The organism is Lysobacter sp. M2-1 (assembly GCF_022662495.1).
Classification (GTDB): Bacteria; Pseudomonadota; Gammaproteobacteria; order Xanthomonadales; family Xanthomonadaceae; genus JAKPBU01.
Genome location: NZ_JAKPBU010000001.1, coordinates 1,669,666 through 1,691,623 on the forward strand (window position 1 = coordinate 1,669,666; position 21,958 = coordinate 1,691,623).

General features: G+C 69.4%; 17 protein-coding genes and 1 tRNA gene. 16 read left to right on the forward strand and 2 right to left on the reverse strand.

From position 1 onward, the window contains the following. The first annotated feature begins 154 nt into the window (after nucleotides 1–154). The 8 genes from MC375_RS07275 (at nucleotide 155) to MC375_RS07310 (ending at nucleotide 16,089) form a co-directional block, all read left to right on the forward strand. On the forward strand, nucleotides 155–5,839 hold the full coding sequence (locus MC375_RS07275) for an OmpA family protein (RefSeq protein WP_242102624.1): 5,685 nt from the start codon (nucleotides 155–157) through the stop codon (nucleotides 5,837–5,839). A gap of 14 nt (nucleotides 5,840–5,853) precedes the next feature. After that, on the forward strand, nucleotides 5,854–9,543 hold the full coding sequence (locus MC375_RS07280; protein ID WP_242102625.1) for a hypothetical protein: 3,690 nt from the start codon (nucleotides 5,854–5,856) through the stop codon (nucleotides 9,541–9,543). Between the two features lie 62 nt (nucleotides 9,544–9,605). Then, complete coding sequence (locus MC375_RS07285) at nucleotides 9,606–11,126, forward strand: DUF11 domain-containing protein (RefSeq protein ID WP_242102626.1); 1,521 nt, start codon at nucleotides 9,606–9,608, stop codon at nucleotides 11,124–11,126. Between the two features lie 277 nt (nucleotides 11,127–11,403). Continuing rightward, the gene (gene dusA, locus MC375_RS07290) at nucleotides 11,404–12,402 is read left to right on the forward strand and encodes a tRNA dihydrouridine(20/20a) synthase DusA (RefSeq protein ID WP_242102974.1); all 999 of its coding nucleotides are present in this window, start codon (nucleotides 11,404–11,406) and stop codon (nucleotides 12,400–12,402) included. A gap of 10 nt (nucleotides 12,403–12,412) precedes the next feature. Next, entirely contained in the window at nucleotides 12,413–13,321 is a 909-nt protein-coding gene (locus MC375_RS07295; RefSeq protein WP_242102627.1) for an arginine deiminase-related protein, read from the forward strand. 189 nt (nucleotides 13,322–13,510) lie between these two features. Next, nucleotides 13,511–13,864: a hypothetical protein gene (locus MC375_RS17795; RefSeq protein ID WP_343223596.1), complete on the forward strand. Its 354-nt coding sequence runs from the start codon at nucleotides 13,511–13,513 to the stop codon at nucleotides 13,862–13,864. Between the two features lie 86 nt (nucleotides 13,865–13,950). Then, nucleotides 13,951–14,637, forward strand: coding sequence for a response regulator transcription factor (locus tag MC375_RS07305; protein ID WP_242102628.1), 687 nt, complete (start codon nucleotides 13,951–13,953; stop codon nucleotides 14,635–14,637). An 81-nt stretch (nucleotides 14,638–14,718) separates the two neighbouring features. Then, nucleotides 14,719–16,089: an ATP-binding protein gene (locus MC375_RS07310; RefSeq protein WP_242102975.1), complete on the forward strand. Its 1,371-nt coding sequence runs from the start codon at nucleotides 14,719–14,721 to the stop codon at nucleotides 16,087–16,089. A 65-nt stretch (nucleotides 16,090–16,154) separates the two neighbouring features. On the opposite strand, the gene MC375_RS07315 is transcribed toward MC375_RS07310, so the two are convergent. Both MC375_RS07315 and MC375_RS07320 read right to left on the reverse strand, forming a co-directional pair. Beyond that, nucleotides 16,155–16,907, reverse strand: coding sequence for a M90 family metallopeptidase (locus tag MC375_RS07315; RefSeq protein WP_242102629.1), 753 nt, complete (start codon nucleotides 16,905–16,907; stop codon nucleotides 16,155–16,157). A gap of 26 nt (nucleotides 16,908–16,933) precedes the next feature. Next, nucleotides 16,934–17,215 carry a hypothetical protein gene (locus MC375_RS07320; protein ID WP_242102630.1) on the reverse strand — a complete coding sequence of 94 codons (282 nt, stop codon included), beginning with the start codon at nucleotides 17,213–17,215 and terminating at the stop codon, nucleotides 16,934–16,936. Between the two features lie 169 nt (nucleotides 17,216–17,384). Here MC375_RS07320 and birA point away from each other — a divergent pair, with 169 nt between their 5' ends. The 8 genes from birA (at nucleotide 17,385) to MC375_RS07360 (ending at nucleotide 21,858) form a co-directional block, all read left to right on the forward strand. Beyond that, complete coding sequence (gene birA / locus MC375_RS07325) at nucleotides 17,385–18,353, forward strand: bifunctional biotin--[acetyl-CoA-carboxylase] ligase/biotin operon repressor BirA (RefSeq protein WP_242102631.1); 969 nt, start codon at nucleotides 17,385–17,387, stop codon at nucleotides 18,351–18,353. A gap of 8 nt (nucleotides 18,354–18,361) precedes the next feature. Further along, nucleotides 18,362–19,093: a type III pantothenate kinase gene (locus MC375_RS07330; RefSeq protein ID WP_242102632.1), complete on the forward strand. Its 732-nt coding sequence runs from the start codon at nucleotides 18,362–18,364 to the stop codon at nucleotides 19,091–19,093. A gap of 10 nt (nucleotides 19,094–19,103) precedes the next feature. Continuing rightward, nucleotides 19,104–19,850, forward strand: coding sequence for an SPOR domain-containing protein (locus MC375_RS07335; protein ID WP_242102633.1), 747 nt, complete (start codon nucleotides 19,104–19,106; stop codon nucleotides 19,848–19,850). A 59-nt stretch (nucleotides 19,851–19,909) separates the two neighbouring features. Then, nucleotides 19,910–19,985, forward strand: a tRNA-Thr gene (locus tag MC375_RS07340). A gap of 14 nt (nucleotides 19,986–19,999) precedes the next feature. Next, nucleotides 20,000–20,407, forward strand: coding sequence for a rhodanese-like domain-containing protein (locus MC375_RS07345; RefSeq protein WP_242102634.1), 408 nt, complete (start codon nucleotides 20,000–20,002; stop codon nucleotides 20,405–20,407). Further along, nucleotides 20,404–21,324: an arginase gene (gene rocF, locus MC375_RS07350; protein ID WP_242102635.1), complete on the forward strand. Its 921-nt coding sequence runs from the start codon at nucleotides 20,404–20,406 to the stop codon at nucleotides 21,322–21,324. Before MC375_RS07345 ends, rocF begins: the two co-directional genes overlap by 4 nt. 42 nt (nucleotides 21,325–21,366) lie before the next feature. Then, on the forward strand, nucleotides 21,367–21,522 hold the full coding sequence (locus tag MC375_RS07355; protein ID WP_242102636.1) for an entericidin A/B family lipoprotein: 156 nt from the start codon (nucleotides 21,367–21,369) through the stop codon (nucleotides 21,520–21,522). A gap of 183 nt (nucleotides 21,523–21,705) precedes the next feature. Beyond that, nucleotides 21,706–21,858: an entericidin A/B family lipoprotein gene (locus MC375_RS07360; protein WP_242102637.1), complete on the forward strand. Its 153-nt coding sequence runs from the start codon at nucleotides 21,706–21,708 to the stop codon at nucleotides 21,856–21,858. Nucleotides 21,859–21,958 lie beyond the last annotated feature (100 nt).

Consider the following 21,958-nt stretch of genomic DNA (forward strand, 5'->3'; position numbering starts at 1 on the left):
GTGTCCGGCGTGACGGACGCCTACCCCTGACCGTGACCGCATGACGAAGACGGCACCGACGCGCACCCATGCGCGCCGGTACGCCGCGGACTTTCCAAGGGGGTTGCAGGTGCGATCGAACAGTATCCGGTGGGCCAGGGCGGCCGCCGCAAGCATGGTGCTGACGCTGGTGGCCGGGTTCTGCGGGCTGACCGCCCCGCCCGCCCGAGCGCAGGCGGCTTCCGTCACCAATACGGCGACGATCGCTGCACCGGACGGCACCAGCGACACCAATCCGAGCAACAACACCGACAGCGCGACGGTCGCAATCGCAGCGGCGGCGAACTACAGCTTCTGCACGGCGCCGGGCGGAGGCGCGACTTCGAACGCCGTCTACAACATCGTCAACGGCGTCCAGGTCTGGCGCTACGAGCCCGGCGCTGGCGCGGATGCGGTGGTGCCCGAGCTGGCATTGCCGACGGTGAGCGGCAACGTCAACGCGCTCATGGTCGACCCGGTCAACGATCGCCTGCTGTTCCACGCCACCACCGGATCCATGCTCTGGGCCTACGACGCCGACAACGGTGGCTGGTACCAGGCGCTTCCCGCGGGCATCCCGAACGGCGACCTGCCGCGCGCCGGCATCGGCCCGGACGGCGTCGGCTACCTGATCGGTAGCGGCAGCTCCCCGGTGGTCTACCGGCTGACCGCGAACGGGACCGGCTTCGGCTACGGCGTGCAGCAGATCGGCAACCTGCAGTACGACGTCCCGCCGACCAACACCGGCTCGGGCGATCTCGCCTTCGACGGCGAGGGCTTCGGCTGGATCGCGACCGGGCAGGACCTGTACCGCATCGACTTCTCGGCGCCGGGCAACCCGCTGGCCGTCCGCCAGACGCGGCCGCTGCTGGGCGGGCAGCCATCGACAATCCAGTGGGCCGGCATCGCCTATGGCGACGACGGCCGCCTGTACTTCGCCAACAACAACAGCCCCAGCCAGTACTACGCCTACGATCCGGCAACGGGCGCCCTGACGCCGTCGGCGCCGACCGGCGCGGGCGGCGCGCGCGACCTGGCCTCGTGCGCGTTCCCGATCCTGGCCGAGCCGGAACTCTCGGTCGAGAAGACCTTGGCCCAAGTCAACGGCCAGCCCTACGTCGACGGCGCCGCGGTCGTTCCGGGCGACGTGCTCACCTATGCCATCACCATCGAGAACACCGGTGGTGCCGCCGGGACGCTGTTCGGTGGCGACGTGGCCGAGACCGTGCCGGCCAACACCACCGACGTGGCGACCGGCAACGACTTCACCTGCACTGGCACCGCCTGCACCAACACCAGCGCGGTCAACCTGCCGGCGAACGGCAGCGCGGTGCTGGACTTCGTGGTGCAGATCGACGATCCGGTGCCCGCGGGCGTGTCCGGCATCGCCAACGCGGTGACCTTCCCCAACGATTCCATCGACTGCACGGCCGCCGGCAACGACTGCGAGGAAACCACGCCCTTGGGGCCGGCGACCAGCGTCGCCAAGAGTTCCGATCCGGCCTCCGGCACGGCGGTAAGCGCCGGCGACACCATCGCCTACACGCTGACGGTGACGGTGGCGAATACCGCGACGACCGAAGACATCACGCTGACCGATACGCTGGGCGACGGCCTGACGCTGGCCGGCGCGCTGCCGGCCGGCTGCTCGGCCAGCGGCCAGGTGGTGAGCTGCGTGCTGGCGGCGGGCGCCACGGTCGGTCCGCACACCTTCGCGTACGGCGCGACGGTGGACGCCGACGCGATCGGTTCGGTCGGCAACGTGGTGGTGCCGACCACGCCGCCGGGCGGCAGTCCGGAGCCGGAGTGCACGAGCTGCGAGACCGAGCATCCGCTGACGTCCTCCGCGACGGTGGCGAAGACATCGAACCCGGCCAGCGGCGCGGCGGTCGCGGTTGGCCAGACGATTGCGTACACCCTGACCGTGACGGTGGCGGGCGCGCCGACGACCGAGGCGATCACGCTGACCGACACGCTGGGCGACGGCCTGACGCTGGCCGGCTCAGTCCCCATAGGCTGCACGGCGAGCGGTCAGGTGGTGACCTGCGTGCTGGCGGCGGGCGCCACGGTCGGTCCGCACACCTTCGCGTACGGCGCGACGGTGGACGCCGACGCGACCGGTTCGGTCAGCAACGTGGTGGTGCCGACCACGCCACCGGGCGGCGGTCCGGACCCGGAGTGCACGAGCTGCGGGACCGAGCATCCGCTGACGCCCGCAACGGCGGTGGCGAAAACATCGAACCCGGCGACGGGAACGGCGGTGAGCCCGGGCGGCACCATCGCCTACACGCTGACGGTGACGGTGGTGAATGCGGCCACGACCGAGGCGATCACGCTGACCGACACGCTCGGCGACGGCCTGACGCTCGCCGGCACGGTCCCTGCAGGCTGCACGGCGAATGGCCAGGTGGTGACCTGCGTGCTGGCGGCCGGTGCCGCGGTGGGCTCGCACGCCTTCGCGTACAGCGCGACGGTGGACGCCGACGCGACCGGTTCGGTCGGCAACGTGGTGGTGCCGACCACGCCACCGGGCGGCGACCCGGACCCCGGCTGCACGAGCTGCGAGACCGAGCATCCGCTGACGCCTGAAACCGCGGTGACGAAGACGTCGAACCCGGGAACGGGCGCGACGGTGAGCCCGGGCGACACCATCGCCTACACGCTGACGGTGGCGGTGGCGAACGCCCCCACGACCGAGGCGATCACGCTGACCGACACGCTCGGCGACGGCCTGACGCTTGCCGGCGCGCTGCCGGCCGGCTGCACGGCCAGCGGCCAGGTGGTGAGCTGCGTGCTGGCGGCCGGTGCCGCGGTGGGTCCGCATGCCTTCGCGTACAGCGCCACGGTGGATGCCGATGCAACCGGTTCGGTGGGCAACATGGTGGTGCCATCGACGCCGCCGGGCGGCGATCCGGACCCAGATTGCACGTCGTGCACGACCGAGCACGAACTGGACGAAACCTCGATCGCGGTAGTCAAAAGCGCCGACCCCGCGCCGGGCAGCGAGGTGTCGCCGGGCGACACGCTGACCTACACGCTGATGGTGACGGTGGCCAACTCGGCGACGACCGAGGCGGTGACCCTGGCCGACACGCTGGGCGAAGGCCTGACCTTCGGCGAAGTGACGAACGCGGGCGCGTTCACCTGCACCGGCACGCTGACCTGCACGCTGCCCGTGGGCACGGTGCCGGGCACATACCCGGTGAGCTACACCGCGACGGTCGATGCGGACGCCGCCGGCACGCTGCGCAACGCGGTGACGGCGAGCAATCCGCCGGGCGGCGATCCGGATCCGGAGTGCACCACCTGCACGACCGAACACGTCGTGGTGGCGCCGGTGATCAGGGTGGCGAAGTCCTCCAACCCGGGCAGCGGCACCGAAGTGCGCGCGGGCGACACCATCGTCTACACGCTGACCGTGACGGTCGGGAACTCGGCGACGATCGACACGCTGACCTTGAGCGACACCCCGGGCGAGGGCCTGACCTTCGCCGAAGTGACCAGCGCCGGCGCGTTCGCCTGCACGGGCGCGCTGACCTGCACGCTGCCCGCGGGCACGGTGCCGGGCACGTACCCGCTGAACTACACCGCCACGGTGGATCCCGATGCAGCGCGCATCGTGAGCAACGTGGTCGCCGCCACCGGCGGCACCGGTACCGGCGGTCAGCCGCCGGCGTGCACGACCTGCAGCACGGAACATCAGCTGGTTTCCCCGCGTGTGGTCCTCGCCAAGAGCGCCACTCCGGGCGAAGACCAGGAGGTCGCCGTCGGCGACACCATCGAGTACACGCTGACCGCGACGATCGAGAACTCGGCGACGCTGGTGGACGTGCGCCTGGTCGACACGCCCGGACCGGGCCTGGCCGTGGGCGCGCTGCCTGCCGGCTGCACGGCCGAAGGCGCGAACGTGGTCTGCGTGCTGCCGGCCGGCTCGGTGCCGGGCGCCTATATCTTCGCCTACCCGGCGACGGTGACCGCCGCGGCCTCGGGCACGGTCGAGAACGTGGTGATCGGCCAGTCCGATGGCGGGCAGGGCCAGCCGCCGCCGGAGTGCAGCGACTGCGACACCCGCCACGAGCTGTCCGACGACGTGCAGCTGCGCATCGTCAAGACCGTCGGCGTGCGCGACGTCGCCATCGGCGACCTGGTCCGCTACACGCTGACGGTGGAGAACGTGGGCGCGGTGAACGTGACCGGCGCCGTCGTCGTCGATACGCCGCCGGCCGGCTTCAGCTACGTCGAAGGATCGATGGCGGTCGCCGACGGCGACGGCGGCTTCGCGCTGGACGGCAAGCATCCGCTGCGCATCGGCGGGCTCGACATCGACGCTGGCGCACACGCGACCATCGTCTACCTGCTGCGCGTGGGCGCCGGCGTGCGCGCGGGCGTGCACGTCAACGAGGCGGTGGCCGTGGACGAGTCGGGCGATCCGGTCTCCAACGTCGCCACCGCGCAGGTCGCGCTCGACACCGATCCGCTGCTCGACGACAGCTTGATCTTCGGCACGGTGTTCGACGACCGCGACGGCGACGGCTGGCAGGATCGCGCCGACCTGGTCGACGTGCGCGTGCAGGGCGGCTTCGCGCCGGGCGCCTACATCGCCGGCTCGACCACGATCGACCGCGGCGACGGCCCGCAGCCGCTGGCCGACGCCAGCGCGCCGCTGCTGCACGGCGTCGACGTGGGCGCGATCTCCGCCCGCCAGTCCGAAGCCGATCCGGTGCAGGCGCATCGCATCACGCTCCGCCAGCGCCTGACCTCGGCCGAGTTCACCGACGACTTCGTGCTGACCAGCGCCCAGGGCGTCACCGTGCGCATGGATGCCGCAGGCAACACGAGGGTGGAGCGCGCAGGCGAAGCCGCCAAGGGCCTAACCGTGGCCGAGCCGACAGTGGAGCGCACGGTGTCCGCGGTGGAGGGCGGCTTCGAGGTGGCCTATGTCATCTCGAACCAGGGTATCGACGAGCGCGGCATCCCCGGCGTGCGCATCGCCTCGGTGGAAGGCCTGCTGATCGAGACCGACCAGTACGGCCGCTACCACCTGGCCGACGTCTGGGGTGGCGACTGGGGCCACGGCCGCAACTTCATCCTCAAGGTCGATCCGGCCACGCTGCCTCCGGGCACGGTGTTCACCACCGAGAACCCGCGCCTGCGTCGCGTGACCCCGGGCATCCCGGTGCGCTTCGACTTCGGCGTGCGGCTGCCGGTGCAGGTGCTGGAAGGCGGCGAGCGCAAGGTGGAACTGGAGCTGGGCGAGGTGATCTTCGCCCCGGGCAGCGCCGAGGTGCGCGAAGCCTACCTGCCCGCGATTGAGCGGATGGCCGAAAAGGTCGATGCGTACCGCGGCGGCGAAGTGGTGATCACCGCCGATGGCGACAGCGAAGCCCTAGCCTTCGCGCGTGCCGCGGCGGTGCGCGACGCGCTCAAGACGCAAGTGGACGCACAGGCGCAGGCCAGGCTGAGCGTGGTCCTGCGCACCGAGGTGAACGACCCGCACAGCCTGGTCGCGGGCGTGGACGCCGGCGGCGCATTGCTAGGCACGGTGCTGTTCGACACAGACAAATCGGACATCCGGCCCGAGTTCGAGGGTCTGCTCGACGCGGTCGCACAGCGGCTCGAAACGCTCGGTGGCGGCGTGGTGGCGATCGTCGGCCACACCGACGTGCGCGGCTCGCACGCCTACAACGCCGCGCTCGGCCTGCGCCGGGCCACCGCCGTGCAGCAGGCGCTGGTGCAGCGGCTCGGCCCGGAAGTGGCCGCCAAGGTGCGCGTCGAGGCAAGCAGCGATCCGACGGCCCCCGTCGCTACGGAACGCAAGTGAGGGGGATCCGGATCATGAAGATGAAACTGCTCGACACCACCCTGATCGGCATCCTGGCCGGCATGAGCGCCACCGCATCGGCGCAGGACGCCGCGCCGATGCAGAACACCACGCCAGCGCCGGCGGGTGCGCCGATCGAATGCGCAGGCGACGCCTGCAGCGACAGCAACGGCGAGCTGGTGTTCCGCGTGCGCACGCGCAGCTACGACCAGCCGGCCACCACCGGCACCAGCGCGGGCTCGTCGTCACAGGCGCTGCAGCCGGACCGCCGCGTCTCGGTCGCGCTCGAACAGCCCGGCCGCGCGCAGGCCCAAGGCACGTTCTCGGCGCAGTTGCCGGGCGGCGGCGCGGTCTGGGCCACCGAGGACCCGGGCTTGGGCGCGCCGGAACTCACCATCACCGCGCCGGCGATGGTCGCCTTCGACGGCGGCCGCATCGCCGAGCCGGTGCGCTTCTTCGTGCGCAGCAACTACGTGGCGTTCGTGAAGCGCTACGAGCTGAGCGTGTACCGCGGCAACGACGCAGACCTGATCGCGCCGGTCATGCAGCTTTCGCTGCCGGTGCAGGCCGCCGCGCAGGCAGAATGGGACGGCGCGCTGCCGGCCAGACTGCAGCTGCGCGACGGCGACGAGCTGGTGTACGTGCTGCGCGCCTACGACGACAAGGGCAACTTCGACGAGACTGCGCCGCGCAAGCTGCAGCTGGTACGCCCCGACGAGGTCGAGCGCGGCCGCATCCAACTGCGCGAGGGCGCCGAGCGCGCGCTCGGCACCGCGCTGAGCGCCGACCAGGCGCTGACCCGGCAACTGGTGGAAGACGCGTTCGCAGGCAACGGCCTGCGCCAGCAGAACATCCCGATCTACGGCTCGCGCGTGCGCGTGCAGGGCCGCAACCTGCCCGAAGGCTACGCGCTGCGCATCAACGGCGAGAACTACCCGGTCGACCTGGAACGCAAGTTCGTCGCCGAATACCTGATGCCCGTGGGCCGGCACCGGTTCGAGATCGGCCTGCAAGGCGCCCAAGGCACGCCGCCGATCACGCAAGCGCTCGACGTGGACGTCAGCGGCCGCTACTTCTTCGGCGTGGCGCTGGCCGACATCACCGTGTACGAGAACAGCGCCAGCGGCACCGGCCAGTCGCTGGCACTGGCCGGGCGCGAGGACGACATCCTCAGCGACGGCCGCCTGGCCTTCTACGGCAAGGCCAAGCTGGGCGGCAAATACCTGTTCACCGCCCAGGCGGATACGCAGAACCGTCCGCTCGAGGATCTGTTCGACGGCTTCACCTCGGCCGACCCGCAGGACGTGTTCCGCCGCCTCGATCCGGACCTGTATTACCCGACCTACGGCGACGACTCCAACGTCTGGCGCGATGTCGACACCATGGGCCGGTTCTACGTGCGCGTGGATTGGGACAAGAACGAGGCCCTGTGGGGCAACTTCGCCACGGGCCTCACCGGCACCGAGTACGGCCAGTATGTGCGCTCGCTCTACGGCGCCGCGTTCAACTGGCGCTCGCGCATGGCCAACGCCTGGGGCGATCCGGCCACGCAACTGCGCGCGTTTGCATCCGAAGCGGAAACCGCGCCCGGGCACAGCGAGTTCCTCGGCACCGGCGGCAGCCTGTACTACCTGCGCCACACCGACCTCCTGCCCGGTTCCGACCGCGTGGTGCTGGAGGTGCGTGACCGCACCACCGGCCGCGTCGAGCAGCGCGTGGAGCTGCTGCGCGGCGCCGACTACGAGATCGACGAACTGCAGGGCCGCGTGCTGCTGACCCGGCCGCTGGCCCAGGTCACCCGCGAAAACATCCCGACCCTGACCCGCGACGCGCCGCTGGACGGTTTCGAGCAGCGCCTGATCGTCGACTACGAATGGCTGCCCAGCGACTTCAACGCCGACGAGGTCACCGCCGGTGTGCGCGGCAAGCACTGGTTCGGCGACCACCTCGGCGTCGGCCTGACCTACGTGGACGAGAACCGCGCGGGCGAGGACTACACCCTGATGGGCGCCGACGTGACCCTGCAGGCCGGCAAGGGCACCTACCTCAAGCTCGAGCACAGCCGCACCGAGTCCACCGGCGCGCCGGTGTTCTTCTCCGACAACGGCGGCCTGAGCTTCACCCGCCTCAACCCGGAAGGCGTGCGCGAGGGCGAGGCCACCGCAGTCGAGGCGCGCGCCAACTTCGAGGAGCTGGGCTGGACCGCGCAGCCGTGGAGCGCCGGCGCGTGGTGGCGGCAGGTGGATGCCGGCTATTCGATCTCGCGCTTCGACACCGGCGCCGACATCGAAGAGTACGGCGCCGAGGTGCTCGGCCAGTTCGGGCCGGACGTGGGCGTGTTCGCGCGCTACAGCCGCGCCGAGCGCGCGGGCGACGTGCTGACCCAGGCCCAGGCGAACGCCGAGTGGCGGATCGGCGACTTCGACGCGCTGGCCTTCGAGCTGCGCCGGGTCGAGGAGCAGCGCGCCGCGCTCGACGCCGCCGGCCTGCTTGGCGCCGCGCGCTACACCCATCGCTTCGGCACCGCGTTCGACCTGTACGGCACTGCCCAGCTCACGCTCGACGACGACGGCGGCCGCTACGCCGACAACGACGCCTTCTCCCTGGGCGGCCGCTACAACTTCGCCAACCTGTCCACGCTCGGCGCCGAGATGACCACCGGGGACCGCGGCGACGCGGCCCAGGTCAGCGGCGAATGGCGGCGTTCGGCGCAGCACAGCTATTACGGCAGCTACACCTATTCCACCGACCGCAGCGACTACGACCCGCTATTCAACCCCAATGCGCAGAACGGCTGGACGCTGGGCCAGCGCTGGCGGCTGTCGAACCAGGTCAACCTGTTCAACGAGAGCCAGTTCCTGAAGAGCCGGCGCGAGAGCGGCCTGGCGCACACCTTCGGCATGGACTTCTACCCGGTGCAGGGCTGGAACGTCGGCTTCACCCTGAGCGAGGGCGATCTGACCAACGCCGGCGGCGGCGATGTCGACCGACGCGCGATCAGCGTCAGCGGCGGTCACACCTCCAGCGACACCACCTGGCAGAGCAAGCTGGAGCTGCGCGAGGACACCGGCGCCGAACGCGTCACCCAGTGGGTGAGCACCAACCGGCTGACCCACAAGTTCGACGAGAGCTGGCGGATCGCCGCACGCCTGAACTACGCCGACACCCAGGACGACATCAACCCGGAGGCGAGCGCGAAGTTCATCGAGGGCAACTTCGGTTTCGCCTACCGGCCGTGGAACAGCACGCGCTGGGGCCTGTTCGGCCGCTACACCTACCTCTACGACCTGGCCACGCTGGGCCAGGTCGGCGGCGCGCAGGTCGACCAGAAGTCCCAGGTGCTGTCGTTCGAGGGCGTGTACCGCCACGACCGGCACTGGGAGTTCGCCGGCAAGCTGGCGCGGCGCGAGGGCGAGGTGCGCTTCGGCCGCGGCACAGGCGACTGGTTCGATTCGGCCACCACCTTCGCCGCGGCGCAGGTGCGCTACGAACTGGTGTACCGCTGGCACGCGATGGCCGAGTACCGCTGGCTGGACGTCGACGATGGCGGCACCCGCCAGGGCTGGCTGGTCGGCGTGGACCGCGACCTTGGCCGCAACTTCCGCGTCGGCGCCGGCTACAACTTCACCGACTTCAGCGACGACCTGACCGACTTCGACTACGACCACAAGGGTTGGTTCGTCAACTTCGTGGGGAGCTACTAATGGCCAGACAAGCCGGGAAACCACGCTTCGGCGCATACACGATCACCGCAGGGGCGGCAATCATGGATTTCGCATCACGCCGGATCCGCCGACGCGGCGGCAGCGCCGCCGGTTCCTTCCCCCGCGCCCTGCTGGCGTTGCTCCTGCTGCTGGGCGCGGTGCCCATGGCCTCAGCCAACGAATGCCGCCTTGCCGATCCGAACTCGAACGGCCTGTACGTCGGCACCATCTGCTGGTTCCAGTTTGGTGCGATCGATGAGGACCTGCCGAGCGGAACGAGCAATGCGCCGCTCGAGTTCGATCTGCCAGACGGCTCCAGGATCCAGCTCAATGTCAGCGTCAGCGGCGGTAGCGCTGCGAACCCGCGCCTGACAGTGCGCCAGGCGCCGACCTGGACGGGTTCGAACTTCAGCGGCAACTCCGGCTTCTACACCATCCTCACGCCGAACGCAGCGGCGCTGCATTCGCCGGACGGGCGCGGCAACAACGCCGTGCTGACGCTGGCCGACATCCGTCTGTACGCCCCGGACGGATCCGAGGTGACCGATCTGCCGTTCGAGATCGTGGTGGCCGACGCCGAGCGTCTGAACGCCAACCCCGAGTACCTGGACTTCGGCGTGGTCTCAGGCGGATCGCCCTGGAGCGTGCTGGAGTGGCTGGGTAACGCGCCGGCTTCGGCCGTGCAGCAGGGCACGCCGGCCACGCTCGATCCAGGAGTGGCTTCCGCCTGCCTGGGCAGCTACGTCGACTGTCTTCGCTTCAAGGGCATGACCGCCGGCAGCGATGCCAATGCCGTGGTGCTGGCGTCACAGAAGGCGGTGGGCAGCGCGCAGCCGTTCACGGTGATGGGACAGATCCACTCCGCCGCCGGGCAAGGCATCGCGGTCGGCGTGCGCTGCTGCGCGATGCGCCTGCGCAAGGTGCTGCCTGAAGGCCGCGTCGACGCTTCGGACCAGTTCATCTATCGCATTGTCAACGTCGACGGCCTGACGGTCGCTTCTGGCACCACCAGCGGTGCGGCGACCGGCGCCTATCCGTACATCGGCACCATGGCGATGTCGGGCAATGCGCTGACCCTGGTCGAGGAGATGGCGCCCGGCAGCGCGTCGACGCTGGATTCCTACGCGCGGCGCGTCGTCTGCGTCAATACCGGTAGCGGACAGACCGTGCTCGACGACGAGTACGACCCCGCCTCGCCGCCGGTGCTGAATATTCTGGAGATGGGCGACGTGGTGGATTGCGATCTGATCAACACGCCGCTGCCGCAGACCGACCTGTCGATTGTGAAGACAGCCGATCCGGCGACGGTCCCGTCCGGCGGTCAGATCGTTTACACCCTGACGGTGGCCAACGCTGGTCCCGCGGCTGGGGACGGAGCGGTGCTGCGCGATCCCGCCGTGGCCGGGCTGGACTGCAGCGCCGGGCCGCTGACCTGCAGCGCCAGCGGTGGCGCGGTGTGTCCCGCGACGCCGACCGTGGTGGACTTGCAATCGTCTTCCGGCATAGCGATTCCCACCCTGCCAGCGGGCGGGCAGGCGAGCTTCGCATTGACCTGCACTGTGACCGCCAGCGGAACGCCGTGAGAGCGGGCGCGATGGCGGCCGTTGCAAGGAGACCGTTTTAAGATGCGCGCCGACGCCCGATCGACCGCATCATCTGCCGAACCTGCATCTGCATTGAACGATACGGCTTCACGCGCGGCGGGATCTGCGCGCATGGATCGGGTTCCCCGACGGGGTTGGGTATAACCTAGCGCCGTACCGGTCAGAATCCAGACACCACTGCTGCGATCGCTCATCGAGCGTGGCCGACGCCTGATGACCGCCTTTTAGGCCCTGTCGCATGTTGGCATCCCTTCGAATGCGCGAGTTCTCGTTGCACGATACGTCTTTGCGGTTATCCGTCGCCCCGATGATGGACTGGACCGACAGTCACTGCCGCGTGTTCCACCGGCTGCTGGCTCCGCATGCGCGCCTGTACACGGAAATGGTGCACGCGAATGCGGTGATCCATGGCGACCGCACCAGATTGCTGGCGATGGATCCAATCGAACATCCGGTCGCGCTGCAGCTGGGCGGCAGCGAGCCGGCGCTCTTGGCGCAGGCCGCACGGATCGGGCAGGCGCACGGCTTCGACGAGATCAACCTCAACTGCGGCTGCCCCTCCGATCGCGTGCAGGCCGGCCGCTTCGGGGCTTGCCTGATGCGCGAACCGCAGCTCGTGGCCGACAGCGTGGCGGCGATGATCGCTGCGGTCTCGATACCCGTGACGGTCAAGTGCCGGCTCGGCGTCGACGACGACCACGACTTCGGCCGCTTCCTCGCTTTCGTCGATGCCGTCGCCGCCGCGGGTTGCGGCATGTTCGTGGTGCATGCGCGCAACGCATGGCTCAAGGGGCTCTCGCCGAAGGAGAACCGCGAGGTGCCACCGCTGCGCTACGACTGGGCATGGCGGCTCAAGCGCGAGCGTCCGCAGCTCCAGGTCGTGGTCAATGGAGGCATCGCCGATGCGGCGGAAGCCGCTGCGCACCTGGCGCATGCCGACGGTGCCATGCTGGGGCGCGCGGCGTATCACGATCCCTATCTGCTGCATCGGATCGATGTCGCCTGGTTTGGCGAAGCATTGCGTACGCGCGGCGAGCTGCTGCGCACGCTCCGGCCCTACGTGGAGGCGCACCTCGCGCGCGGCGTGCCGCTCAACCGCATGAGCCGCCACTGGCTGGGGCTGTTCGCGGGCGAGCGCGGCGGGCGCGCCTTCCGGCAGGTGCTCAGCGAAGGCGCGCACCGCCCGGGCGCGGGCTGGGCGCTGGTGGAGCAGGCGCTCGCCCTGACTGCATCCGGCGAGTGCGCCGCGGCATGAGCGCGCACAGATGCTGACGCGCGATATCGATGCCTTCGTGAACCGTGCCCGTACCTTGCGCACGGACTTCGGATCGCCGACGGCCAGGGCCGCATTCCTGGTGGCGCCGGAAGGATTTGCGCTGGCGACGGAATCGGCGCGCGACAATCGCTACATGGCCTCCGCCGCCGATTTCGAGCCGGCGCGTGCCATGGCGCAGCACCGACAGCTGCACCGTGCGCTTTCGGCCCAGCTCCCGGTCGTTGGATTCGCCGGTGATCCCGATGCGCCCGACGGGCTGTTTCCAAACAATGTGTTCGCCACCGCGCCCGGCAGGCTGATCGTTGGGCGGATGCGGCACCCGGTGCGCCAGCGGGAGGCCGGGCGCGAGGACATCCGCGGCTTCTTCCAACAGGTGCTCGGCTACGAAACAGTGGACCTGTCGCGGCAGCCGCACACTTGCGAGCTGACCGGTGCGCTGGTCATCGACCGCCTGCGCGGCATCGGTTTCTGCGGTTTGTCGGAGCGCTGCGATGCCGAGGGCGCGGCGCTGATGCACGCCGCGTTCGGCCTGCGTGCGACCCTGCTGTTCGACCTGGCGCCGGGCGAATACCACACCAACGTCGTGCTCGCGGTGCTGGCCGGTCGCGCGGCCCTGCTGAGCCCGGCGGGTTTCGCCGATCCGGCGGTTGCCGACGCGATCTGTGCGCTGTACGAGCATGGGCTGCGCGTTGGCCCAGCGGCCCACGCCGCATTCGCCTGCAATGCGATCGCCCTGACTTCAGACGCGGCATGGATGAGTGAGGGCGCGGCGGGCGCGTTGGGCGAGGAGGTGGAGGCGGGGCTGGCGGACGCCGGCTTCGCGTTGCGCGCCGTGGCGCTGGACGCAATCGAGGCCGCGGGCGGCTCGCTCCGGTGTTGCGTCGCAGAAATCTTTTGAAAACAACCGCTTGCCCGCTATAGGCAGGTCTTTGAATTGCTGCCGTTCAGCAAATTAAGGACGGATTCACTGCTTCCTTTCGACAATCCGCATCCACCTGGAGCCGGCTGCATGCTGGCCCGCAGGCCCAGGGGGCCTGCCTTTTGGCCCATGCTGTCGTCGTCTACTGTGGAAACACCGAGTTCTCCGATGCCCCGTTCGCCTGCCCTGGTCCTCGTGCTGACCGCCCTGCTGATGCTGGGGATGGGCGCCGCGTGGGCGCAAGGTCGCGGCCGCGGCGGTCCACCGGCGCCGCAGTTTCCGCCGCAGCCGCAACGCGACCGGCACGACACGCTTTCCGACAGCGTGCGCCGGGTCGAGCGGGATACGCGTGGGCAGGTGTTGAGTGCCGAACGCGTGCCGTTCGACGGCCGCGAAATGCACCGGGTCAAGGTCCTCGACGACCGGGGTCGCGTGCGCGTGTACATGGACGATCCCCAGCGGCGTCGCAGCGAAGAGCGACGCGCCGAACGGCGTCCGCCTACACGCGACGACGACGATTGAGTCATCACGCTGTCGCAACGAGAAGCGTTTGACCGCTTCATCGCAATGCCCGTCGCGCTGAGGGCGGTCCAATTCCGGAGAATCGTATGCGAATCCTGCTGGTCGAAGACGAAGCGCCGTTGCGCGAGACCCTGGCCGCGCGCCTCAAGCGCGAAGGCTTCGCTGTGGATGCGGCGCAGGACGGCGAAGAAGGCCTGTACATGGGGCGCGAGGTTCCATTTGACGTGGGCATCATCGATCTGGGCCTGCCCAAGATGTCGGGCATGGAACTGATCAAGGCGCTGCGCGACGAGGGCAAGCAGTTTCCGGTTCTGATCCTGACCGCGCGGTCGAGTTGGCAGGACAAGGTCGACGGGCTCAAGCAGGGCGCGGACGACTATCTGGTCAAGCCTTTCCACGTCGAGGAACTGCTCGCGCGCATCAATGCGCTGGTGCGCCGCGCGGCGGGCTGGAGCAAGCCGACGCTTGAGTGCGGACCGGTGGTGCTGGATCTCGCCGCGCAGACGGTGAGCGTCAACGGCAGCAACGTCGACCTGACCAGCTACGAGTACAAGGTGCTCGAGTATCTGATGATGCATGCCGGCGAACTAGTGTCGAAGGCCGACCTGACCGAGCACATCTACCAGCAGGATTTCGATCGCGACTCCAACGTGCTGGAGGTGTTCATCGGCCGCCTGCGCAAGAAGCTCGATCCGGAAAGCACGCTCAAGCCGATCGAGACCGTGCGCGGCCGTGGCTATCGTTTCGCCATCCCGCGCAGCAACGAAGGCTGATCCCGCGCGCATCGCCGTCCCGCGGGAATTGCATCCATGATGAGCGCGCGCGCGCCTGGCTTCGGATGGCGGCCGCGCTCCCTGCAATCGCGCCAGCTGTGGGCCGCAAGCCTGGGGCTGGTGGCGTTTCTCGCCCTGACCGGCTATGCGCTGGATCGCGCCTTCATCGACGTTGCCGGCCATGGCCTTCGCGACCGGTTGAAGGGCTACGCGCTGGCCTATGCGCAGAGCATCGAGTTCGCACGCGACGGCAGTCTGATTCCGCCCGAACTCCCACCCGATGCGCGCTTCGACCGGCCCGGCGCCGGCTTGTACGCCGAAGTGGTGCTGCCCAGCGGGCGCTGGGTCTCCAATTCGGCGCAGGGTCCGACCCTGCCGCAGGGCGAGATGCTGGCGCCGCGCGAGGAACAGTTCAGCGAAGCGCTGCCGATCACGCGCAGCAACGGCATGAGCGGTGAGGTCTATCGCTATGGCATCGGGCTGGTGGATGCGACGCGCGGGGATGCGGCTGAATTCCCCTACACGATCTACGTGATGGAGGACGCCGGCAACCTGCCGCTGCAGGTGCAGATCTATCGCCAGGCCCTGTGGGGCTACCTCGGCATCGCGGCGGTGATCCTGCTGCTGCTGCAGGCATTGATCCTGCGCTGGAGCCTGCTGCCGCTGCGCCGCGTGGTGTCGGAACTGGCGCGCGTGCAGCGCGGGCAGGCCTATCGCATGAGCGAGCGCCACCCGCGCGAACTCGAGCCGCTCACCGAAAGCATCAACGCCCTGATCGAGAGCGAGCGCGAGCATCTGGACCGGCAGCGCAACACCCTGGCCGACCTGGCGCACAGTCTCAAGACTCCGTTGGCGGTCCTGCGCACGCGCCTGGACAGCGGTGCGAGCGAGGCCGAGCTGCGCGAGGACCTGGATACCCAGCTGCGGCGCATGAACGACATGGTCGGCTACCAGCTCAGCCGCGCCGCGTCGGGCGGGCACAAGCTGTTCGCTGCGCCGGTGGAAGTCGAGGGCCACGCCGAACAGATCGTGCAGGGGCTGGAAAAGATCCACGCCTCGCGCGGGGTGCTGTGCGAATTCGATGTCGACCCGGCCGCGCGTTTCCACGGCGAGCCCGGGGACCTGCAGGAATTGCTGGGTAACCTGCTGGAGAATGCGTTCAAGTGGGCCAGGTCACGGGTGCTGTTCACCGCGCGCACCGGGCAGACCGCACCCAACCGCCGACCTGGCCTGCGCATCGTGGTCGAGGACGACGGTCCCGGCATTCCGCCCGAACGCATCGCACATGTATTGCAACGTGGCGTGCGCGGCGACGAGCGCGTGCAGGGCCATGGCATCGGCCTGGCGATCGTGCAGGACATCGTGCACGGCTATCGCGGCGAGCTGCACGTGGGCGCGTCGGAGGAACTGGGCGGCGCGCGCTTCGAAGTGGTCCTGCCGCCAGGGCTGTAGGGCGGGGCCGGGCCCGCCATCGTGGAATCCGGACACACCGAAGGCGGGCCTAGGCGCGCCCTGCGTCAGCCAAAGGGGGATGGTCCGTAAAAGCGCCGCAGATGCGTTGCGACCGAGGGCATCGTTTCGTGCAGCAGGGCCGGGTCGCTGAAGTGGTATTCGCTGCAGACCGCGAAGAATTCCTCAGGTGCCTCGGCCGCGTAAGCGTCGATGGCCGTTTCGCGCCCGCCGTCGACCTGGGCTGCGAAATCGTCATACGCGCTCTGGAAGTCGCGCGCCCATTCGCGCTGCCAGTCGCGCGGCAGCGGCGGGGTGCCATCGAGCAGACCGTCGAGCGCATCGAGCTTGTGCGCCATCTCGTGCACCGCCACGCAATAGCCGGCGTCGGGTTCTTCGAGATCGGCGCACACGTCCGCCCACGACAGCACCAGCGGACCCTGCTCCCAGGCCTCGCCGATGAGCTCGTCTTCCCATTCGTGCATCACTCCGGCGGCGTCGACATGGCTCCGGTGCGCACGAAAGGCGTCCGGATATACCAGGACCTGCGACCAGCCATGCAGGCCCTCCGCTCCGAACTCGAGCAGGGGCAGGCAACACAGCGCGGCGAGCAGCACGCGATCGCCGTCCGAAAGCGTGAGCCCGGCGAGCGGCGTGATCGCCTTGCGTTGCAGAAACGTCGCGCTCAGTACGCCCAGCCGTACGTCCCGCGCATTATCCAGTCGCGCGAGCCACGGCAGGCGGCGTTGTGTGTCGCGCCAGAGCTTCGGATCGATCGGTTCGGGGCGGCGCTGCAGAAAGCGCAGCAGCGATCGCGGCATCCCAGGCAGACGCTAGCTGCGCGATGTCAGCGGAACATGCCCGGCAGCACGCTATGCCAGCGCGGCCGCGCCGCACTGTCGCCGCTGCTGCGTACCATCGGCATGGACTTGGTCTTTTCCCGGATAGGCTGGCGCTTGGAAGCAACCGGTGCCGGGGCTTCGGTCTCGATCGTCGCGTCGGGACAGGTGCCGCCTTCGCCGTTGGGCCCGTGCATGCGTCCATCGCGGGCGCTTGCGCCGACGGAGACTGTCAGCAACGCGCCGAGGAGCAGCGCACGTGCGGTCCGGGTACGGAAGAGGTCGGTCATGGCGGCGGCCCTGGTGGCTCGTCCAGCGGACGGGCGTCGTGAACTATAGCTTGGATGCGGCGGCGGCGCAGAAGGTTGCATGTTGCGGCGCAATAGCTACCGATCGGTCGAATTCCGGATCGGCAAGCGAGCTGGCGGATAATCCGGTTTCCTTTCCCGGGCGGGCTGCATGAACGAACACGACCTGCTGCAGCAGCTGATCGCAGGTCCGGCGTCGGGCGATGCGCTCGCCGGCCGCTTCGGAGTGACCCGGGCGGCCGTATGGAAGCGGGTGCAGAGCCTGCGCGAGGCCGGCGTTGCCATCTCCGCGGTCGCAGGGCGGGGTTATGCCCTCGCCCAGCCGCTGGACCTGCTCGATGTTCCCGGCATCCGCGCTGCGCTTTCCCCATCTGCTGCGGCGGCGCTGGCCCGGCTGGAAGTGGCGTGGTCGCTGGATTCGACCAATGCCGAGCTGCTGCGTCGCGAACCCCCGGCAGAGGGGGCGGAAGTGCTGTTGGCTGAGCGTCAGACCGCCGGCCGCGGACGTCGGGGTCGCATATGGTCATCGCCGCTCGCAGCAAACATCTACCTGTCGCTCTCGCGGCGCTACGCGGGCGGGCTCGCGCGGCTGGGTGGCCTGAGTCTGGCGTCCGGAGTGGCGGTGGCGGACGCACTCAATGCCCTGGGTGCCACCGATGTGCAATTGAAGTGGCCCAACGACATCGTCGCGGACGGGCGCAAGCTCGGCGGACTGCTGGTGGAAGGGAGCGGCGAACCGGCGGGAGTTGCCCGCGCCGTCGTTGGTCTGGGCCTCAACGTCTACATGCCGCCAGGGCGGGCGGGCGGCATCGACCAGCCGTGGACCGACCTGGCCAGCCTGCTCGGCGTCGTCCCACCACGCAGCGCCCTTGTCGCGCACCTGCTCGAGTACCTGTTGCCGGCCCTGGATCTGTTCGATCGCGAGGGGCTGGCGCCGTTCCTGCCGGGTTATGCCCGGCATGACGCGCTGTACGGGCGCACGGTGTCGGTGCTGGCAGGCGACGGCAGCGCCCGGGCAGGCACCGCTCTGGGGGTGGCCGAAGACGGCGCCTTGCGCGTGGAGATGGAGGGCACGGAACGGCGCCTGCATTCGGGCGAAGTCAGCGTGCGTACCTCGTGAGGGTGCAGGTGACTGGCGAATGGCTGTTCGACCTGGGCAATACCCGGCTCAAGTTCGCGCCCGTGCTGTCAGGAGGCGAGATCGGCGAGACCGTGGCGCTGGCGCATGTCGATGGCGATATCGCTGCACTTGCGCTCCCCCAGGGCGCAGTGGCGCATGTGGCCAGCGTGGCGTCGGCGGCGACAACGGTCGGCTTGCTCGACGGGCTTGCCCGGCGTTTCGGGCGGATCCAGATCGCGCGGACCCAGGCGCACTGCGGGCCATTGCGCATCGCCTACGCCCAGCCGGCACGGCTCGGCGTCGATCGCTTCCTGGCGCTGTTGGCCGCCGCGCATAGCCGCAATGCGACGGGGGTGCTGCTGGTCGCCGTGGGCACTGCGCTCACCATCGACCTGCTGGACGCAGGAGGCCTGCATCGGGGTGGCCGTATCGCGCCTTCGCCGGCGCTGATGCGCGAGGCACTGCACGCCCGCGCGGCGCAGCTGCCGGCAACCGGCGGCCGGCTGGTCGAGTTCGCTGCCGATACCGACGATGCGCTGGCCTCCGGCTGCGAGGGCGCGGCGCTGGCGCTGGTCGAACGCAGTCTGGTCGAGGCGCGGCGCCTGGTCGGCGCAACCCCGGCGTTGTGGCTGCACGGCGGCGGCATGGCCGCGCTGCTGCAGCATCTGCCGCAGGCGATCCCGGTACCGGGTCTGGTGCTCGAAGGTCTGGCGCGATGGGCACGCATCGGGGTGACCTAGAATCGGCCGCATGTTCGCGCGTGCGCTGATCGTATTGCTGGTGATCCTCAACCTGGGCGTGGCCGCCTGGTGGCTGCTGCGTGCCGATCCGCCTGCACCGGCACCGACGCCGCACCCCCGCGGCGTGCCTCGGCTGCAGCTAGTGTCGGAAACGGCCGCTGGAGCATCGGCCCAGGTTGCGGTTCCGCAGGCCGGCGAACCTCCGTTCACGCCAGCACCGCCGCCGGCAGGTCCAGCGCCGGATGCGCCGGCACCGGCCATCGACGAAACCGGGCAGCCGCTGGCGACCGCTGCGCGGTGTTTCAGCTTCGGACCGTTCCCGGATGCGGCGACCGCCTCCGGGGCGCAGGCGAAGCTGCCGGAAGGCGCCCGCAGTGCACGCATCCGCAGCGAGACCCTCCGCCGCGGCGGTGCCTGGACCGTATTGATGCCGCCGCAACCCGATCGCGCCGCTGCGCAGGCGTTGGCCCAACGGATCGACGCGGCTGGCTTCAAGGACTATTACGTCATCGGCGAAGGCGCATCCATCAATGGCATCGCCCTTGGACGGTTCGGCGCGGAGGAAGCCGCCCGCCGCCATCAGGCCGCGCTGCAGGCTGCCGGTTTCCAGGCGCAGCTTCAGGCGCCGGCCAGCGCCGGCAGCGCCACGTGGCTGGACGTCGAAACCAGCCCGTCCTTCGACGCCGATGCGGCGCGCGCGATGATCGGCGCGACCCGGGCACAGACGCGCGCATGCACGGCCGCGACTGGGGCGTGAGCCCTGCTGGGATAGAATCGCGGGCATCCGCAGCGCCGCCCGGCGCCGTGCGGTTTAACGCCGGCATAGCTCAGTTGGTAGAGCAACCGCCTTGTAAGCGGTAGGTCGTCTGTTCGAGTCAGACTGTCGGCACCATCCGGAGTCGCGTCTTGCTGCACATATCCGCGAAGCTGCGGGCTTTCGCACTGTTGCTGGCCATTGCGCCCGCGGCGCTTGCCGGAACCCCGGTCACTCCGGGGGAACTGGCGTCGCTGCTCGCGCGCGGCCACGAGCAACGTCCGCTGGTGCTCGACGTGCGTACCCCCGAAGAGTACGCGGCCGGCCATGTTCCGGGCGCGATCCTGATTCCCCACGACCAGCTGGCGATGCGGCTCGATGCGCTCGGACGCGATCGGCCGATCGTCGTCTATTGCCGGACCGGTCGCCGCTCCGGCCTCGCGGAAACGCTGCTGCGCCAGCATGGTCATGAGGTGAGCCAGCTGCAGGGGAGTTGGCAGGCGTGGCAGGCCGCGGGGCTCGAATTCCAGACCTCGCCGCAACAGGATGCCTCGCCATGAAGTCGTTTCCCCCGGTCTCGCTGATCGGCGCGCCGACCGATATCGGCGCCGGCCACCGGGGCGCCCTGATGGGCCCGGACGCCCTGCGGATTGCAGGCTTGGGCGAAGCGCTGACCGAGCGTGGCGTCGACGTGGCCGACCGCGGCAACCTGATCGGCCCGGGCAATCCCTGGGCGCCGCCGGTGAACGGCTATCGCCACCTGGAACAGGTCGTGGCCTGGAACCGGCTGGTCATGGACGCGGTCGGCGCCGAACTGCAGGCCAGCCGGCTGCCGATCCTGCTCGGCGGCGACCACTGCCTGGGCGTGGGTTCGATCACCGCCGTCGCGCGTCATTGCCGCGAAACCGGCAAGCAGCTGCGGGTGTTGTGGCTGGATGCGCATGCGGACTTCAACACCAGCCAGGTGACGCCTTCCGGCAACATCCACGGCATGCCTGTGGCCTGCCTGTGCGGCATCGGGCCCGAGCCGCTGGTGCATCTGGGTGGAAACGCGCCCGCGATCCGTCCGGATCAGATCCGCCAGATCGGCATCCGCTCGGTGGACCTGGGCGAGAAGCGCCTGGTCAAGGAATACAACCTCGACATCTACGACATGCGCTACATCGACGAGGTCGGGATGAAGCGGGTGATGGAAGAGGCCTTGGATGGCGTGGATGCCGGCACCCACCTGCATGTCAGCTTCGACGTCGATTTCCTGGATCCGGCGATCGCCCCCGGCGTGGGCACCACCGTGCCAGGTGGCCCCAACTATCGCGAGGCCCAGCTGGTCATGGAAATGATCGCCGACTGCGGACGCATGGGCTCCCTGGATATCGTCGAACTCAACCCGATGCTGGACAATCGCAACGAGACCGCGCGGGTCGCCGTCGACCTGGTCGAAAGCCTGTTCGGCAAGTCGACCCTGATGCGGGATTGAGCGTCACCTTTCGAATCGCCATCAACAAACCGGAGACTCAAGATGAAGCGTGTACTGGCCATGGCCCTGCTGCTGGCGTTCGCCGGCGCCGTGCTCGGGGGATGCAATACCACCGAAGGATTCGGGAAGGATCTGAAGAAGGTCGGCGAGAAGGTGGAAGGCGCCGCCGAGGAAACCGGCGGAACCGATCCGCGCTGACCGCTTCGGCATCCTGCGCAAGCCTTCTGTGTCCTGAACACTGGTGCGCGGTTCATCGCGGGCTCGGCAAGGTCCGGGCAGGATCGGGTGCGCAGCGTGGGCGCATCCACGTAGGCTTCACGCTGCAGTGCGGTTCCATAAGCTGCGTGCCGACCCGGCCCGACCAACGATGAGGATTATTCCATGAAGCGTTTGACTGCCCTGCTGCTGTTGGCCCTGTTTTCCGCCGGCACCCTGACCGCCTGCAACACCGTGAAAGGTGCTGGCCAGGACGTACAGAAAGTCGGCGAAGAGGTCGAAGATGCCGCCGAGGACACTGGCGCAACCGACGACTGAGCCATCGCTGGACGGCGCTCGTCGCCTCGCGCGCCGCGCCGAAGGGCTTCCGTCAGGAAGCCCGCAAAGTGAATCGCAGAACGGGTCGCCTAGGCGACCC

What these genes read in the sequence shown, in the direction of transcription:
- MC375_RS07275 (WP_242102624.1), top strand. Translation starts at nt 155, where the DNA reads ATGGTGCTGACGCTGGTGGCCGGGTTCTGCGGGCTGACCGCCCCGCCC.
- MC375_RS07280 (WP_242102625.1), top strand. Translation starts at nt 5,854, where the DNA reads ATGAAGATGAAACTGCTCGACACCACCCTGATCGGCATCCTGGCCGGC.
- MC375_RS07285 (WP_242102626.1), top strand. Translation starts at nt 9,606, where the DNA reads ATGGATTTCGCATCACGCCGGATCCGCCGACGCGGCGGCAGCGCCGCC.
- dusA (WP_242102974.1), top strand. Translation starts at nt 11,404, where the DNA reads ATGCGCGAGTTCTCGTTGCACGATACGTCTTTGCGGTTATCCGTCGCC.
- MC375_RS07295 (WP_242102627.1), top strand. Translation starts at nt 12,413, where the DNA reads ATGCTGACGCGCGATATCGATGCCTTCGTGAACCGTGCCCGTACCTTG.
- MC375_RS17795 (WP_343223596.1), top strand. Translation starts at nt 13,511, where the DNA reads ATGCCCCGTTCGCCTGCCCTGGTCCTCGTGCTGACCGCCCTGCTGATG.
- MC375_RS07305 (WP_242102628.1), top strand. Translation starts at nt 13,951, where the DNA reads ATGCGAATCCTGCTGGTCGAAGACGAAGCGCCGTTGCGCGAGACCCTG.
- MC375_RS07315 (WP_242102629.1), bottom strand. Translation starts at nt 16,907, where the DNA reads ATGCCGCGATCGCTGCTGCGCTTTCTGCAGCGCCGCCCCGAACCGATC.
- MC375_RS07320 (WP_242102630.1), bottom strand. Translation starts at nt 17,215, where the DNA reads ATGACCGACCTCTTCCGTACCCGGACCGCACGTGCGCTGCTCCTCGGC.
- birA (WP_242102631.1), top strand. Translation starts at nt 17,385, where the DNA reads ATGAACGAACACGACCTGCTGCAGCAGCTGATCGCAGGTCCGGCGTCG.
- MC375_RS07335 (WP_242102633.1), top strand. Translation starts at nt 19,104, where the DNA reads ATGTTCGCGCGTGCGCTGATCGTATTGCTGGTGATCCTCAACCTGGGC.
- rocF (WP_242102635.1), top strand. Translation starts at nt 20,404, where the DNA reads ATGAAGTCGTTTCCCCCGGTCTCGCTGATCGGCGCGCCGACCGATATC.
- MC375_RS07355 (WP_242102636.1), top strand. Translation starts at nt 21,367, where the DNA reads ATGAAGCGTGTACTGGCCATGGCCCTGCTGCTGGCGTTCGCCGGCGCC.
- MC375_RS07360 (WP_242102637.1), top strand. Translation starts at nt 21,706, where the DNA reads ATGAAGCGTTTGACTGCCCTGCTGCTGTTGGCCCTGTTTTCCGCCGGC.